Below are 15,969 nucleotides of genomic sequence, written 5' to 3'. Positions count from 1 at the left end.
ACCCGGGACAGGAGCTACTGCCCCAGCCCGTCGAAGAAATCGCGCACCTTGGCGAAGAAGCCCGAGCTCTCCGGCTGCGTCTCCTTCGACGACTGCTCGTCGAACTCGGCGAGGAGCTCGCGCTGGCGGCGCGTGAGGTTCTTCGGCGTCTCGACGAAGAGTTGCACATACATGTCGCCATGCTCGCGCGAGCGCAGCACCGGCATGCCCTTGCCGCGCAGGCGGATCTGCTTGCCGGTCTGGGTCGCCTCCGGCACCACCACCTTGGCCTTGCTGCCCTCGACGGTGGGCACCTGGAACTCGCCGCCGAGTGCGGCCGTCACCATGGAGATCGGCACGCGGCAGTGGAGATCCGCGCCGTCGCGCTGGAAGAACTCATGCGGCGCGATGGAAAGGAAGATGTAGAGATCGCCCGACGGGCCGCCACGCGAGCCGGCTTCGCCCTCATTGGCAAGGCGGATTCGCGTGCCGTCCTCGACGCCGGCGGGGATGTTGACCGAGAGGGTGCGCTCGCGCGTGGTCCGGCCGGCGCCGCCGCAGGAGGGGCAGGGATTGTCGATCACCTCGCCACGGCCCTGGCAGGCCGGGCAGGTCCGCTCGATCGAGAAGAAGCCCTGGGTAGCCCGCACGCGGCCATGGCCGGCGCAGGTCGAACAGGTCTTGGGCTTGGAGCCCGCCTTGGCGCCGGAGCCATGACAGGCTTCGCAGGTCACCGAAGTCGGGATCTTGATCGTGGCGGTCTTGCCGTGGAAGGCATCCTCCAGCCCAATCTCCATGTTGTAGCGCAGATCGGCGCCGCGCTCGCGGCCACCGGCAGTGCTGCGGCCCCGGCCGCGCCCGGCCAGATCCTCGAAAATATCGTTGAAAATGTCGGAGAAGGAGCCGAAGCCGCCGCCCGCCCCGCCGCCGAAGCCACCTCCCCCGCCCATGCCGCCCTGCTCGAAGGCAGCGTGGCCGAAGCGGTCATAGGCCGCGCGCTTCTGCGGATCCTTCAACGCCTCATAGGCCTCGTTCACTTCCTTGAACTTGGCCTCGGCGTCCTTGTTGCCCGCATTGCGATCCGGATGGTGCTTCATGGCCTGCTTGCGAAAAGCAGCCTTGAGTTCGACTTCGGTTACCTCGCGGGTAACCTCGAGCACTTCGTAATAGTCACGTTTGGCCATAAGAACCGCTCGGAGCATCCCAACTATTGAGTGTGCGAAAGCCCTCGCCATTTCTGGCGAGGGCCCTCACGCTATCGACCTATATTACGCACGCTTCTTGTCGTCGTCGACTTCCTCGAAGTCGGCATCAACAACATCGTCGTTCTTCGTACCAGCCTCGCCGCCCTCGGCGCCAGCAGCCTGCTGCTGCTGATAGAGGGCCTCGCCGAGCTTCATGGAAGCCTGCTGCAGGTCGTTGGTGCGGGCCTTGATAGCCTCGGCATCATCGCCTTCCAGCGCGGACTTGAGGGCCGCGATGGCGGACTCGATGGTCGACTTGTCGGCTGCGGAGACCTTGTCGCCAAGCTCCTTGATCGACTTCTCGGCCTGGTGAACCGCCGCATCCGCATGGTTGCGGACCTCGACGAGTTCGCGCCGCTTCTTGTCTTCTTCGGCGTTGGCCTGGGCGTCCTTGACCATCTTCTCGATGTCGGCATCGGAAAGACCGCCGGAAGCCTGGATGCGGATCTGCTGCTCCTTGCCGGTCGCCTTGTCCTTGGCCGAGACGTTGACGATGCCGTTGGCATCGATGTCGAAGGTCACCTCGATCTGCGGCATGCCGCGGGGCGCCGGCGGGATGCCGACGAGATCGAACTGGCCGAGCGCCTTGTTGTCGGCGGCCATTTCGCGCTCACCCTGGAAGACGCGGATGGTCACGGCCGTCTGGCTGTCCTCGGCGGTCGAGAAGGTCTGGCTCTTCTTGGTCGGGATCGTGGTGTTGCGCTCGATCAGGCGGGTGAAGATGCCGCCCAGCGTCTCGATGCCCAGCGACAGCGGGGTCACGTCGAGCAGCAGCACGTCCTTGACGTCCCCCTGCAGCACGCCGGCCTGGACGGCGGCGCCGATGGCGACCACTTCGTCCGGGTTGACGCCCTTATGGGGCTCCTTGCCGAAGAACTGCTTCACGACTTCCTGGATCTTGGGCATGCGGGTCATGCCGCCGACCAGCACCACTTCGTCGATCTGGCCAGCGGCCAGGCCGGCATCCTTCAAGGCCTTGCGGCAGGGCTCGACGGTGCGCTGGACGAGGTCATCGACCAGGCTTTCGAACTTGGAGCGCGAGAGCTTGAGCGCCAGATGCTTCGGACCCGAAGCGTCGGCGGTGATGTAGGGCAGGTTGATCTCGGTCTGCGCCGTGGACGACAGCTCGATCTTGGCCTTCTCGGCCGCTTCCTTCAGACGCTGGAGAGCGAGCTTGTCCTTCTTGAGGTCGATGCCCTGCTCGCGCTTGAACTCGTCCGCCAGATACTCGACCAGGCGCATGTCGAAGTCTTCACCGCCGAGGAAGGTGTCGCCGTTGGTGGACTTCACTTCGAACACGCCGTCGCCGATCTCCAGGATCGAGACGTCGAAAGTGCCGCCGCCGAGGTCATAGACCGCGATGGTGCCGGCCTTCTTCTTGTCGAGGCCATAGGCGAGCGCAGCCGCCGTCGGCTCGTTGATGATGCGCAGCACTTCCAGACCGGCGATCTTGCCGGCGTCCTTGGTGGCCTGGCGCTGGGCGTCGTTGAAGTAGGCGGGAACGGTGATGACGGCCTGCGTCACGGTCTGGCCCAGATGAGCCTCCGCCGTCTCCTTCATCTTCTGAAGGGTGAAGGCCGAGATCTGCGAAGGGGAGTAGGACTTGCCGTCCGCCTCGACCCAGGCATCGCCATTGCTGGCGCGGGAGATCTTGTAGGGCACCAGGCCCATGTCCTTCTGCGTCATCGGGTCGTCGAAAGTGCGACCGATCAGACGCTTGATGGCGAAGAAGGTGCGCTCGGGATTGGTCACAGCCTGGCGCTTGGCCGGCTGGCCCACGAGGCGTTCGCCATCGTCGGTGAAGGCAACGATCGAGGGCGTGGTGCGCATGCCCTCGGAATTCTCGATAACCTTGGCGGTCGTGCCCTCCATCACGGCGACGCACGAATTGGTGGTTCCAAGGTCGATACCAATAACTTTAGCCATATGTCTCATCCTTCCTGTGCAGCAGACCGACGCGCCCCGAAGCAGCAACGCCTAGGCCGGGAAAGCCCTCAGGAACCCGGCCGGTCCCTATCGGAAACCCCATGAAGAGCACTGGTTCGTGTTGCCAGGAAACTCACGGGTTCGGCGGGTATATAAGGGGGGCTTTCCCGTGCCGCAAGCCTTGGAAGGACGCTCCCCAGAAAGGTTTTTCGCCTTCATCGCCGGTTTTCGCGCGGAGGCGTCCACGCTAACTTCGCGAGGTGAGGTGCACCAGACGCGGAGTGTCGATCTCCACGGCTCCATCATTCGATGGAGCGAGATCGACATCTTCCTTCCCGATAAGCGCCTCGTTTCCAAGAATGTCGATCTCATCACATCGGCCCCGCCGATGTGATTGTGGAGATCGACACTCCAATCGTGCCTCACCCAGCACTTTCGCCTCCGCCGCTTTCTCACCACAACGCACAAACGCCCTCGTTCCCACGCCCTCCCGGGCTGGGTTGATGAGGAGACCGGGCGATGGCGGCTGCGGAGCAGCCGTGAAAGCATGATCATGGAAGATGCAGGCCGCACTGTCGGTGCAGGCCGCCATCGCCCCGTTCCGGTTGCCTGGCACGCTGACAAGGCGTGCAAGGCCACCTGTTTTTCCGCCTTATGAAGGCGGAGGCGAGCCGGGAGCGGATGGCACGGACCATCCGAACCTGAGCCAGCCGGCTCGGTCAAGGGGCTCAGCGCTGCAGTCCTGGCCGGACAGTGGCATCAGCCGTCTTCACCGCATCGGCGGGACGTGGGGACGAAGGCGTTGCCGGGCTCAAGCCCTTCACGCTCCGTCCAGGGATCGCGTGGCACTTCCATGGGGTGCCGATCCCTCTGTCCCGCTCATCACCCCTGGAGGCCGGCTTCGAGAGAAGCAGGACCGCCGCGCGCCTGCCGCTTGGACAGGCTGTCGGGGTGGATGGAGGCGTTCGGAGCCGAGTTGATCATACGCCGGCTGCTGACGCCTCATTCCGTTAGGGAATAAAGCATGGGATCGAACGAAAGTCAATATTTGTACTTTTTATGTTCAACGCAATCCAACGCCTGCGTCATCGGCGGGGTAGGATGCCATGCGGAGCACCGTCGATTGACACGAGCACTAAAGCGTTTTGCGATTTGACGGAATCGTCAAGAATCACAAAGACGCGTCGAAACAAAGAGTTAGAGCAAAGAAGCGTTCACGCTTGAACGCGCTTTGCTTTAGCGCCTCAAGGGCCGGGCCGGCGTGCGGCTCGAGAACCTGTCGAGCTGGAAGGGCGACGATGGCAAGATGCGCCGCCTGCAGGTCTACGGCATCGCCAATCTGAGCTACGAGTTCCTGGGCGGCACCAGCATGGATGTGGCCGGCACCACGGTGCACCAGAAGAACCAGAAGCTCTGGGGCGAAGTCGGCGTCGGCGGCACCTATGCCTGGAACGACAAGTGGAGCGTCTATGGCGAGGCCGACATCTCAACCGCGCTCAGCGGCCATGGCGGCAAGGACAACTACATCGTCAAGGGCACCGCCGGCCTGCGCGATATGTGGTAGCCGGGAGCACCCCTGGGAGCGCGGACTTCCAGTCCGCTCTTGAACCGATACCGTTCCGGGACAGCCGGGGCGGCAACAGAGGGTAGACCATGAAAAGGGCGCGTCCTCAATCACAGGCCGCGCCCTTCTGGTTTCGCGAAGCGGTTCAAGAGCGGACGGGACGTCCGCGCTCCCGGGAAATAGCTGTAAGCGACCGGTTCTTGCCTTAAAAATACCACCAAAAATGATCAAGCGGCTGTCGTGACATGCTGCTAGACTTTACCTGCCATAAGGGAATGTAACAAAACTGCTTTCGCCAGGGGCCCAATATCCAATGGGCTTCAGGCCGCAACCTTGGACTGTCGCGATGAATGCCAGAAAGCCGATTGCAGGTAAGCCGAGTTCGAAGACGGGAGACGGGACGCTGCTGCTCGTGAACATGGACTGGAAGCGCCTCGGCGGGGACATCCGCACGCGCCGGCTGCAGCGGAACGTCACCTTGCGGCAGATCGCCGAATCGCACGGCCTCAGCCACTCCTCGATTTCCCGCCTCGAGTCTCACGGCACCCATTGCGGCGTCGAGACGCTGCTGACGCTCACGATCATGCTCGATATCGACCTTTATACCTATGTCTTGGCCACACCCGCGTAGGCGGCCGCCTCGGCCCACAGGCCCTTGCTGTGCCGCCCGGTCAGTTCAGATGGGTCATCTGCCGGATGATCATGTCGGCGGTCGAAGGATTGCAGGCCATCGGTATGTCGTAGACCAGGACGAGGCGCGTCAGCGCCTTGACGTCGACATCATGCGGCATGGCCGTCAGGGGGTCGACGAAGAAGAACAGGCCGTGCACCTGCCCCTCCGCGATCAAGGCGCCGATCTGCTGGTCGCCGCCCATCGGTCCGCTCTTCAGCGCCGTCAGCGACAATTCGGGGCAGGCGGCCAGCACGCGCCCGCCGGTCGTGCCGGTGGCAACGAGGTCGAACTTCGCCAGGATGGCGCGATGGGTCTCGGCAAAGGCGACCATCTCGTCCTTTTTCTGGTCATGGGCAATGAGAGCGAGCGTGCGCTTGATCAGCTTGGCCATCGGAAATCCTCATCCTGAACCCGCGTTTCCCGCCGGATTTGTGTGAAAAGTAAGGGTGAACGCACGACACCCCTTCTCAATAGTGTAACTGCCATGCCATGTTCACGCGAAGGCTGTCGCGGGTAAACCGGGATTGCCCTCCATCCACCAACGAGAATAAGCGCGGGAGAGCGTGATGAAATCGACCCTTCTTGGCCTGGCCGTCCTGCTGAGCCTCGGCACAGCCGGTGTTGCGACGACAGCCTCGGCTGCCGACAAGCCCGGCCCAGCCATCATCTACGACCTGGGAGGCAAGTTCGACAAATCCTTCAACGAAGGCGCTTATAACGGCGCCGAGCGCTGGAAGAAGGAAAGCGGCAAGACCTACCGCGAATTCGAGATCACCAACGCCTCCCAGCGCGAGCAGGCCCTGCGCCGCTTCGCCAAGGACGGCAACAACCCGATCATCGTACTGGGCTTTGCCTATGAGGACGCGTTGACCGCCGTCGCCAAGGCCTATCCGAAGACCCAGTTCGGCATCGTCGACGATGTGGTCGACCTGCCCAACGTCGCTTCCTATATCTACCGGGCCGACGAAGGCTCCTATCTCGCCGGCTATCTCGCTGCCAAGACCTCGAAGAGCGGCACCATCGGCTTCGTCGGCGGCATGGACATCCCGCTGATCCGCTCCTTCGGCTGCGGCTATGTGCAGGGCGCCAAGGCCGCCAATCCCAGCATCAAGGTCATCCAGAACATGACCGGCACCACCGCGGCCGCCTGGAACGACCCGGGCCGTGGCGGCGAGCTGGCCAAGGCGCAGATGGCCCAGGGCGCCGACATCGTCTACGCCGCGGCCGGCCAGACGGGCCTCGGCGTGCTGCAGGCCGCGGCCGACGAGGGCAAGCTCTCCATCGGCGTCGACTCCAACCAGAATGGCCTGCACCCCGGCAAGGTGCTGACCTCCGTGCTCAAGCATGTCGACGAAGCCATCTATGAGGGCTTCAAGTCGGGTGCAGCCGGTACCTTCAAGACGGGCACCAACGTGCTCGGTCTGAAGCAGGACGGCGTCGGCCTGGCCATGGACGACAACAACAAGTCTCTGGTCAGCGCCGACAACAAGGCAGCCATCGATGCCGTGACCAAGGACATCGTCGACGGCAAGACTGTCGTGCATGACTACCAGGCCGACAACGCCTGCCCGGTGAACTGAGTCTGACGGCAAGAGGCCGACGGCGCCATTGCCGTCGGCCTTTTTCTATCGAACCTTGCATCAACAGTCCTGACCTTTCCGGTCATCTTGCGAGGCCGCTTTGGCTACTGCCCTCGAACTGAAGCAAATCGACAAGCGTTTCGGCCCTGTCCATGCCAACAAGGCGATCGACCTCACGGTTGAGAAAGGCACGATCCACGGCATCATCGGGGAGAACGGCGCCGGCAAGTCCACCCTGATGTCGATCATCTATGGGTTCTACGAGGCCGACAGCGGTGAAATCCTGGTTAACGGCAAGGAGATGGCGATTCGCTCCTCGCAGGACGCGATTTCGGCCGGCATCGGCATGGTGCACCAGCATTTCATGCTGGTCGATCCCTTCACGGTCCTTGAAAATGTCATGCTCGGCGCCGAAGGCGGCGCGATATTGGCTGGTGGCATGGCTCATGCCCGCTCCGAGCTCGCCACGCTGGAGCAGAATTACCATCTCGAAGTCAACCCGGATGCCATCGTCGGCGAATTGCCGGTCGGCAACCAGCAGCGCGTGGAGATCCTGAAGGCCCTCTATCGCGGCGCCGACATTCTCATCCTCGACGAGCCGACCGGCGTGCTCACGCCCTCCGAAGCCGATCAGCTCTTCGAAATCCTCAAGGTCCTGCGTGAGCAGGGCAAGACCATCCTCCTCATCACCCACAAGCTGCGCGAGATCATGGCCGTCACCGACCGCGTCTCGGTGATGCGGCGCGGCGAGATGGTGGCAACCGTCGAGACCGCCAAGACCAACGCGACCGAGCTTGCCGAATTGATGGTCGGCCGGCGGGTGCTCCTGCGTGTCGACAAGGCCGAGGCCAAGCCCGGCGACGTCATCCTCGAGGTCAAGAACCTCACCGTGAAGGACGAGAAGGGTGTCGCGCGCGTCGACAACGTGTCCTTCACCGTGCGGGCCGGCGAGATCGTCGGCGTGGCGGGCGTGGCCGGCAACGGCCAGTCGGAACTGCTGGAAGCCATCGCCGGCATCCGCCCGGTGGCGTCCGGGCAGATCATCCTGCGCGGCAAAAATATCGCCGAGGCCGATCCGGCGCATCTGCGCAATCTCGGGCTCGCCCATGTGCCGGAGGATCGCATGCGCATGGGGCTGGTGAAGCCCTTCGCAGCCTATGAGAGCTCGATCCTCGGCTATCAGAAGGATCCCAAGCTCGGCGGCAGCCTGCTGCTCAACTATCGCCGCATCATCTCCGACCTCGCAGGCAAGATGGAGCGCTTCGACGTCCGCCCGCGCGATCCCAAGCTCAAGACCGCCAATTTCTCCGGCGGCAACGCCCAGAAGATCGTGCTCGCACGCGAGATGGAGCGCGATCCCTCGCTGCTCATCATCGGCCAGCCGACCCGCGGCGTCGATATCGGCGCCATCGAATTCATCCATCGCCGGCTGATCGCCATGCGCGATGCCGGCAAGGCCATTCTGGTGGTCTCGGTGGAGCTGGAGGAGATCATGGGCCTGTCCGACCGCATTCTCGTGATGTGCGGGGGGCAGATAACCGGGGAGCGCCTGGCCAGGAACGCGACCGAGAACGAACTCGGCCTGCTGATGGCGGGCGTTTCGGAGCAAGCGGCATGAGCGCGCTCGACACTCCCTCCCAGAAGTTCCATCGCCTTCTCATTCAGGCCTTCTCGGCCAATGCCAGCTCGCTGACGCCGCTGCCCTGGTGGGCCGACACCATCATGCTGCCGCTGATCAACCTGTTGATCGCCTTCATGGTCTCCGGCATCGTGGTGTGGGCCTTCGTCGGCGCGGATCCGCTGACCGTCGGCACCACCATGATCCAGGGAGCCTTCGGCGACGCCAACGGCATCGGCACCACGCTCTATTATGCCACGACCTACATCTTCGCCGGCCTTGCGGTCGCCGTAGCCTTCCATGCCGGCCTCTTCAATATCGGCGTCGACGGACAGGGACAGGTCGCCGGCCTCGGCATCGCTTTTGCCTGCCTGCATGCGACCGCACTACCCTGGTTTCTCACCATTCCCATCGGCATTGTCGCGGCGATGATCTTCGGCGCGCTGTGGTCGTTCCTGCCCGGCTATCTCCAGGCCAAGCGCGGCAGCCATATCGTCATCACCACCATCATGTTCAACTACATCGCCACCGACCTGGTGCAATATCTGATCGTGCATGTGCTGATGAAACCGGGCACCGGCGACCCCAAGTCGGAGCTATTCCCGGATAATGCGAGCCTGCCGACGCTTAGCGACATGCTGGCCTATTTCGGCGTCAACCTGGACCTCACGCTGGTCAACCTCGCCTTCCCACTTTCACTGCTTGCCGCCTTCCTGGTCTGGCTGCTGATCTGGCGTTCACGCTTCGGCTATGCCATGCGTACCGTCGGCCACAACAAGACCGCGGCCGTCTATGCCGGCATCTCGCCGGCCCGCATCATCATCGTCACCATGCTGGTCTCGGGCGCTCTGGCGGGGCTGATGGGCACCAATGTGCTGATGGGCGACCAGCATCGCATGTTCATCGACTACACCGCCGGGGCCGGCTTCATCGGCATCGCGGTTTCTCTGATGGGCCGTTCCCATCCCGTGGGCATCGTACTCGCCTCGATCCTGTTCGGCGCCCTAATCCAGGGCGGGCAGGAGCTGGTGTTCGATTATCCCGTTTTCGATCGCCATCTCATCGAGGTGATCCAGGGCATGATCATCCTGTTCGTCGGCGCCCTGGAGCTGATGGTGCGCCCGCAGCTCGTTGCCGTGCTCGGACCTTTCCTGCATCGCAAGCCGAAAGGAGCCTGACGCCATGGACTTCCTGATGACGCTGGGCATCACCGCACCCGCCGCCACCATCCGCCTTGCGACTCCCCTCCTGCTCTGCTGCCTGGCCGGCCTCTATTCCGAACGTTCGGGCATCGTCGATATCGGCCTGGAGGGCAAGATGCTCGCCGGCGCCTTCGCCGCCGCAGTCGTGGCCTCCACCTATGATTCCGCCCTGCTCGGCCTGGCCGCGGCCATCATCACCGCGATCGCCTTCGCGGTTCTGCACGGCATCGCCTCGATCAACTATCGCGGCAACCAGATCGTCTCCGGCGTGGCCATCAACCAGCTGGCTGTCGGCCTTACCGCCTTTCTGGGCAATACCTGGTATGGCCAGGGTGGGCGCACGCCGGATCTCTCAGGCAGCGCACGCTTCCTGCCGATCGACCTGCCGGGCGCCGCGGCGCTTGCGCACGTCCCGGTCATTGGCCCCATCTATAGCGGCGCTCTTTCCGAGCAGTCCCCGCTGACCTATTTCGCCTTCCTGTGCGTGCCGCTGACGGTGTGGGCGGTCTACCGGACGCGATTCGGGCTGCGCCTGCGCGCCGTCGGTGAAAATCCGCAGGCCGTCGACACCGCGGGCATCTCGGTGGCCTGGCTGCGCTACCGGGCCGTGATCATCTGCGGCGTGCTGACGGGCGTTGCCGGGGCTTTCCTGTCGACCTCCTACTCCGCCGCCTTCGTGCCCAACATGACGGGCGGGCGCGGCTATATGGGCCTCGCCGCCCTGATCTTCGCCAAATGGCGGCCCTGGCAGTCGATGGGCGCCTGCCTCCTCTTCGGTCTGCTCAACGCCATCGCCAACCAGATGGGCTCCAACATGGTGATTCCCGGCATCGGCAACATCCCGTCGGAGCTGATCGACGCCATGCCGTATATCCTCACCGTGCTGATGCTCGCCGGCTTCGTGGGCACCGCTCACCCGCCCAAGGCTGCAGGCGTACCCTATGTCAAGGAACGGTGATGGATAGGCTCGCCGATCTCTTCGAGGCCGCCAGGGCCGTGCGCGAAAAGGCGCATGCGCCCTATTCGCGCTTCAAGGTGGGCGCGGCCATCCGTGGCCGTTCCGGCAAGATCTATCCCGGCTGCAATGTAGAGAACGCCGCCTACCCAGTCGGCGCCTGCGCCGAAGGCGGGGCGATCTCCTTGATGGTGGCGAGCGGGGAAACTGAGATCGCCGAGATCCTGGTGCTGGGCTGGATGGACGCCCATCCCGACGCGCCCGGCCTCACCACGCCGTGCGGGAGCTGCCGCCAGCGCATCCGCGAATTCGCAGCGCCCGGCACGCCGATCCATATTGCCGGACCGGAGGGCATAAGGCGCAGCTTCACGCTGGACGAATTGCTGCCGGAGAGCTTCGGGCCGGAGAATCTGGGGTAGCTGGGAGCGTTTCCCGGGTGCGCGGACGTCCCGTCCGCACTCTGGAAACGCCGCGGGTGCAAGATAGGAAGAGGCGGACGGGACGTCCGCGCACCCGGGAAAATCAGATCATCACCAGATCGAGGAAGCTCGCAAACAGCAGGATGGCGGTCGCCACGGCCAGCACGAGTCCCACCCAGAACTGCGCCTTGTCTCCGGCCGCAATTCCGCCCTTCAATGTCCAATGCATGCGCTCGATCATGAAACCGCTCAACTCAACGAAGTCCAGCGTCATGATGGAAGGGCCGATGATGCGGAGGCGTTAACGGGCGCCGAATTCGCAATCCGGTCTCAAATCATGGTTGAGAAGGTGTGAGCGCGCAGGCCTCTGTTGGGGAGAGCGAAGCCCACGGCGCCCATCTTGCTTCAGGCTGTCGGCGGCAGGCCAAAAAAGGCAAAAAGGTTCGGACCCAACGGAGGGGCATAAAGAACGATCTCACCAACCTGCCCGCCACCCGCCAGGACATGGAGCGAGTGTGGCAGATAAGGCCCGTCGTCGCGGCGGGTGTAGACAGCCGCTGCGGGCTGCCCATTGGCGATAACGGCCATGGCGCGGAAACCGCTGTAGCGTGGCCAGACGCCGGTCATGAAACGCGCGACCTCGTCCCGGCCGATGAAGGTGCGGTGCCACGGCGGCATGGTCATGATGATATCCCTGTGAAGCAGACCGATCAGCGCATCGACATCCCCCGCATTCCAAGCCTCGACATAGGCTTCTATCGGAGCCTCCTCTCTCGCCGCGACATCCTGCGGCGGCAGGGCCGTCCGCGCCCGCTGCAGGGCGCTGCGCGCTGCTGGCACGCTGATGCCAAGCGCGGCTGCGGCTTCCGCCGCCGTCATGCCCACGCCGTCATGGAGCAGCAGCATGGCGCGGGCTCGCGGCGAAAGCCCGTGCAACAACGAGACAAACGCCAGCCGGATGTCTTGCCTGCGTTGTGGGTCGGATGGCGCAACCCCGCCCGGCCATGGTTCGATCCAAGGTTCCGCTCCCGGCTCGATCTCATCGAGGCTGGGGCCGAACAAGGTCTGCCGGCGGCGGCGGCTGCGCTGTGCGTCGAGGCAGACGCGAGTGGCGATGCTGTAGAGCCACGAGCGCCCTGCCGCCTCCTCGCGCAGGCTGGCGAATTCACGCCAGCCGCGCAGCAGGGTCTCCTGCACACAATCCTCGGCATCCTGCACGCCGCCCATCATGCGATAGCAGTGTCGCTTCAGTTCGTCGCGCATGGTGCTCGCCAGAGCGGAAAAGGCGCTCGAAGCATCAGGGAGGGTGATCGCATTCTCCATTCGCATCAGCCTAGCGCCGCCACGCCCTCGGGAGAAACGATAAAATTGCCGCCCGGCTTTGCCTCCCCGATGAGATCGAGCAGCGCGTCCGCGACTTGCTGCGGGTTCAAGCCCGGTCCCATTGCCTCCAGAAAGGCAGCCTCGGTGGTGCCGTTATAGGCAGCATAGCCCCTGACTCCTGCCGCCCCGATATCCGTCTGGGGCATGAGGCGCGCCGGGGCCAGTGACAGGAACCGCAGGTCAAGGCCGGCGCGCTCCGCCGCTTTCTGGGCATAGCCGGTCATGAAGATCTGCATCTGCTTGGCGCCGGCATAGCCGCCGGAAATCGGTGAGCCCTGGCGCACGGCACCGCTGGTGATCGTGACCACGGTCGTGCCAGGCGGCAAAGGCCGTGCCAGCGCCGCTTGCAGGAAATGGAAGCTCATGCGCACATCAGTGTTCCAGTTGTCGCTGAATGCCTCCCAGTCCAGCTCGGGGAAGGGCCTGCATGGTGGCATGGCGCCGCCGCACAGAACCAGCACGCGCGGCGTCTGAACCGCGAAGACGTGCTCCGGCGCATCGGCCGCCGACGCATCACAGGCGAGAACCGCCACGCCGGGCATATCGCGCGCAAGGGCGTCGAGACCGGACTGCCCCCGCGCCACGGCCAGCACCGGTGCGCCAAGACGATGAAAAGTTTCAGCCAGGACACGCCCGAGGCCACGGCTGGCGCCGATGACGGTAATCGGAGTACGGGACAAATCGACCATTGCAGAGATCCTCCATGATAGTGACATGGAGTAGGACGTCCGCGCGTCCCCTCATGCATCGCGCTTTGCCAGAATTATTTTCCGTGCTTGGGCTGTTCCAATGCCTTCCCTATGGCAAGGCTGCTTCGGATATGGCTGGACACCCCGGAGCGCGCTACAGAAACGACTGCCCCGCCCCTCGCCAGGCCAGCCCGAGATGCTCCGCCACGCTTGCGGCCATGTCGGCGAAGGTCTCCCGGCGGCCGACGGAGCCCCTGCGTCCGCCGAGCCTTGCCAGGACCGGCACGAATTCGCGCGTATGGTCGGTCCCCCTCCAAGACGGGTCGCAGCCATGGTCGGCGGTGATGATCAGGAGATCGTCGGGATTGAGCCGCGCCAGGATTTCCGGCAGACGGCGGTCGAACGCCTCCAAGGCCGCCGCGTAGCCCGGAATATCGCGGCGGTGGCCGTAGAGCGTGTCGAAGTCGACATAATTGGCAAAAAGGAAGCCACCTTCCGGCAGGCGCTTCATGGCTTCGAGCGTGCGGTCGATCAGGGCATCATTATCGGGGCCCTTGATGTTCTCGCCCGTGCCGCGATGGGCGAAGATATCGCCGATCTTGCCGATGGTGATGGTGGTACGCCGGGCCTTTTCCACCGCATCGAGCAGTGTATCGGCCGGCGGCGGCACCGCAAAATCGCGCCGGTTGGCGGTGCGGCTGAAGCCGGTAGCCTCATCGCCGACGAAGGGCCGCGCGATCACCCGGCCGATGTTGAGCGCATCGACATGGCGCCGTGCGATCCGGCAGAGGTCGAGCAGGCGCTCCAGCCCGAAGGCCTCCTCATGGGCGGCGATCTGCAGCACGCTGTCGGCGGAGGTGTAGCAGATCGGCTTGCCGGTCCGGACGCTCTCGGCGCCGAGTTCGGCGATGATCTCGGTGCCCGAGGCATGCTTCTCGCCGAGCACGCCCGGCAGGCCGGCTTCCTTGACGATGGCCGCGATGAGGTCGGGCGGGAAGCAGGGGATCGTAGCCGGGAAATAGCCCCAGTCGAACGGCACGGGGTAGCCGGCGATCTCCCAGTGGCCTGATGGCGTGTCCTTGCCCCTGGAAATCTCCGCGGCATAGCCCCACAGGCCGCTGATGGTCTCGGTGGCGAGCCCCGGCGGAGCCAAGCCGGATGCAGCCTCGGCGGCCTTGCCGAGCCCGAGGCCCGCCAGCACCGGCAGGTGCAGCGGCCCGGAGCGCCGGCGCTTCTCGCCGGTGGAACCGGTGGCGCAGGCAGCGGCGATATGGCCAAGCGTGTTCGAGCCCGTATCGCCATAGCGGACTGCGTCATCGGCTGAGCCGATGCCGAAGGAGTCCATCACCAGAATGAAGGCGCGTGCCATTTCACGCTCCCACGATGCGTTCCAGAACCGGCGGCAGGGCCTCCTGGCTCTCGCCGATCTGATAGGCGGCGCTCAGCGTCTCGGCCGCCGCCCTGGCCCTCTCCTCGCTGCGGGCATGCACGAAGCCGATCGGCCGGTCCCCGCCGACCTCCTCGCCGATTTCCGCCAGATCCGTGATGCCCACGGCATGGTCGATCGCGTCCTGCGGGCGCGTCCGCCCGCCGCCGAGCGCCACCACGGCCAGGCCGACGGCCCGGGTGTCGATGGCGGCGATAAGGCCGGCCTCGCTGGCGAAGACCGGCTTCACCACCGGCGCGACCTGCAGATAGCGCTCGTGATGCTCGACGAAGTCGGCCGGCCCGCCGAGGGCCGTGACCATGCGGGCGAAATGCTCGGTCGCGGCGCCGCTGTCCAGCGCCCGCTCGACCTTGGCCCGCGCCTCCCCAATGCCATCGGCAAGCCTGCCGAGCACCAGCATCTCGGCGCACAAAGCGAGCGTCACCGCCTTGAGGCGTGCGTCGCGATGGGCGCCGGTGAGGAACTCCACCGCGTTGCGCACTTCCACGGCATTGCCGGCGGCGCTGGCCAGCGGCTGGTCCTTGGCGGTGATCAGCGCGACGGTCGGCAGGCCGGCGCCGGTCGCCACCGTGGCGATCGAGGCGGCAAGCTCGCGCGAATCCTCCAGCGTCCGCATGAAGGCGCCCGAGCCTGTCTTGACATCCATCACCAGCGCCTGCAGCCCGGCAGCGAGCTTCTTGGAAAGGATCGAGGCGGTGATCAGCGCGATCGATTCAACCGTCGCCGTCACGTCGCGGATGGCGTAGACGGTCTTGTCGGCCGGGGCGAGATCGGCGGTCTGCCCGATGATGGCGACACCCTCCTCCTTCACCACCTTGCGGAACAGGGCAAGATCAGGCTGCGTGGCATAGCCCGGGATCGCATCGAGCTTGTCGAGCGTGCCGCCGGTATGGCCGAGGCCGCGGCCCGAAATCATCGGCACATAGCCCCCGCACGCCGCCACGATGGGGCCTAGCATCAGGCTGACATTGTCGCCGACGCCGCCGGTGGAATGCTTGTCCACCACCGGCCCGGGCAGGCCCAGGCTGCGCCAATCCAGCACGGTGCCGGATTGCGTCATCGCCCGGGTCAGCGCGATACGCTCCTCCATGCTCATGCCGCGGAAATACACCGCCATCGCAAAGGCCGCGACCTGCGCATGGGTGACGCTGCCGGCGACGAGCCCCTGCACAAAGGCCTCGATTTCGGCGGGGGCCAAGGCCGCCCCGTCGCGCTTCTTGCGGATGATTTCCTGGGGAAGGATGGTCAAGACAGCATTCTCCCTAGCCCTATATCCGAAGGGCCCTTGGT

14 protein-coding genes and 1 pseudogene are annotated in these 15,969 nt (G+C 64.7%); 7 read left to right on the top strand and 8 right to left on the bottom strand.

The genetic code is table 11. The annotated features are described in order from the left end of the window. Nucleotides 1-14 precede the first annotated feature (14 nt). Complete coding sequence (dnaJ, locus tag QQL24_RS07060) at nucleotides 15-1,163, bottom strand: molecular chaperone DnaJ (RefSeq protein WP_284311198.1); 1,149 nt, start codon at nucleotides 1,161-1,163, stop codon at nucleotides 15-17. 84 nt (nucleotides 1,164-1,247) lie between these two features. Continuing rightward, on the bottom strand, nucleotides 1,248-3,149 hold the full coding sequence (gene dnaK, locus QQL24_RS07055) for a molecular chaperone DnaK (RefSeq protein WP_284311197.1): 1,902 nt from the start codon (nucleotides 3,147-3,149) through the stop codon (nucleotides 1,248-1,250). Between the two features lie 1,255 nt (nucleotides 3,150-4,404). Between dnaK and QQL24_RS07050 the strand changes: the two are divergent. Together QQL24_RS07050 and QQL24_RS07045 are read left to right on the top strand one after the other, a co-directional pair. Next, nucleotides 4,405-4,713: pseudogene (locus tag QQL24_RS07050) on the top strand (autotransporter outer membrane beta-barrel domain-containing protein); the annotation flags it as partial. A 346-nt stretch (nucleotides 4,714-5,059) separates the two neighbouring features. Beyond that, entirely contained in the window at nucleotides 5,060-5,344 is a 285-nt protein-coding gene (locus QQL24_RS07045) for a helix-turn-helix domain-containing protein (protein ID WP_284311196.1), read from the top strand. Between the two features lie 40 nt (nucleotides 5,345-5,384). Here QQL24_RS07045 and QQL24_RS07040 read toward each other — a convergent pair whose 3' ends face one another. Then, nucleotides 5,385-5,777, bottom strand: coding sequence for a methylglyoxal synthase (locus QQL24_RS07040; protein ID WP_284311195.1), 393 nt, complete (start codon nucleotides 5,775-5,777; stop codon nucleotides 5,385-5,387). A 175-nt stretch (nucleotides 5,778-5,952) separates the two neighbouring features. Between QQL24_RS07040 and QQL24_RS07035 the strand changes: the two genes are divergently transcribed. The 5 genes from QQL24_RS07035 to QQL24_RS07015 all read left to right on the top strand — a co-directional run bounded on the left by QQL24_RS07035 (nucleotide 5,953) and on the right by QQL24_RS07015 (nucleotide 11,160). After that, nucleotides 5,953-6,966 (top strand): BMP family lipoprotein, encoded by a 1,014-nt coding sequence (locus QQL24_RS07035; protein WP_284311194.1) that lies wholly within the window; start codon nucleotides 5,953-5,955, stop codon nucleotides 6,964-6,966. Between the two features lie 100 nt (nucleotides 6,967-7,066). Further along, complete coding sequence (locus tag QQL24_RS07030) at nucleotides 7,067-8,584, top strand: ABC transporter ATP-binding protein (RefSeq protein WP_284311193.1); 1,518 nt, start codon at nucleotides 7,067-7,069, stop codon at nucleotides 8,582-8,584. Between the two features lie 104 nt (nucleotides 8,585-8,688). Next, on the top strand, nucleotides 8,689-9,762 hold the full coding sequence (locus tag QQL24_RS07025; protein ID WP_284311328.1) for an ABC transporter permease: 1,074 nt from the start codon (nucleotides 8,689-8,691) through the stop codon (nucleotides 9,760-9,762). A 4-nt stretch (nucleotides 9,763-9,766) separates the two neighbouring features. Then, nucleotides 9,767-10,744 (top strand): ABC transporter permease, encoded by a 978-nt coding sequence (locus QQL24_RS07020; protein ID WP_284311192.1) that lies wholly within the window; start codon nucleotides 9,767-9,769, stop codon nucleotides 10,742-10,744. Continuing rightward, nucleotides 10,744-11,160 (top strand): cytidine deaminase, encoded by a 417-nt coding sequence (locus QQL24_RS07015; RefSeq protein WP_284311191.1) that lies wholly within the window; start codon nucleotides 10,744-10,746, stop codon nucleotides 11,158-11,160. Before QQL24_RS07020 ends, QQL24_RS07015 begins: the two co-directional genes overlap by 1 nt. Nucleotides 11,161-11,263: 103 nt before the next feature. Here QQL24_RS07015 and QQL24_RS07010 read toward each other — a convergent pair whose 3' ends face one another. From QQL24_RS07010 to deoA, 5 genes are all read right to left on the bottom strand, one after another. Further along, nucleotides 11,264-11,434, bottom strand: a complete 171-nt coding sequence (locus tag QQL24_RS07010) for a hypothetical protein (protein WP_284311190.1) — start codon at nucleotides 11,432-11,434, stop codon at nucleotides 11,264-11,266. A gap of 131 nt (nucleotides 11,435-11,565) precedes the next feature. Beyond that, nucleotides 11,566-12,483, bottom strand: a complete 918-nt coding sequence (locus tag QQL24_RS07005; protein WP_284311189.1) for an RNA polymerase subunit sigma-70 — start codon at nucleotides 12,481-12,483, stop codon at nucleotides 11,566-11,568. Between the two features lie 5 nt (nucleotides 12,484-12,488). Beyond that, nucleotides 12,489-13,232, bottom strand: a complete 744-nt coding sequence (locus QQL24_RS07000; protein WP_284311188.1) for an SDR family NAD(P)-dependent oxidoreductase — start codon at nucleotides 13,230-13,232, stop codon at nucleotides 12,489-12,491. A gap of 154 nt (nucleotides 13,233-13,386) precedes the next feature. After that, complete coding sequence (locus tag QQL24_RS06995; RefSeq protein WP_284311187.1) at nucleotides 13,387-14,601, bottom strand: phosphopentomutase; 1,215 nt, start codon at nucleotides 14,599-14,601, stop codon at nucleotides 13,387-13,389. Nucleotide 14,602: 1 nt separating this feature from the next. Next, nucleotides 14,603-15,922, bottom strand: coding sequence for a thymidine phosphorylase (deoA, locus tag QQL24_RS06990; RefSeq protein WP_284311327.1), 1,320 nt, complete (start codon nucleotides 15,920-15,922; stop codon nucleotides 14,603-14,605). Nucleotides 15,923-15,969: the final 47 nt, after the last annotated feature.

Origin of the sequence: Labrys miyagiensis, assembly GCF_030160835.1 — a bacterium.
GTDB lineage: Bacteria > Pseudomonadota > Alphaproteobacteria > Rhizobiales > Labraceae > Labrys > Labrys miyagiensis.
This window is presented reverse-complemented; position numbering and strand designations above follow the sequence as displayed.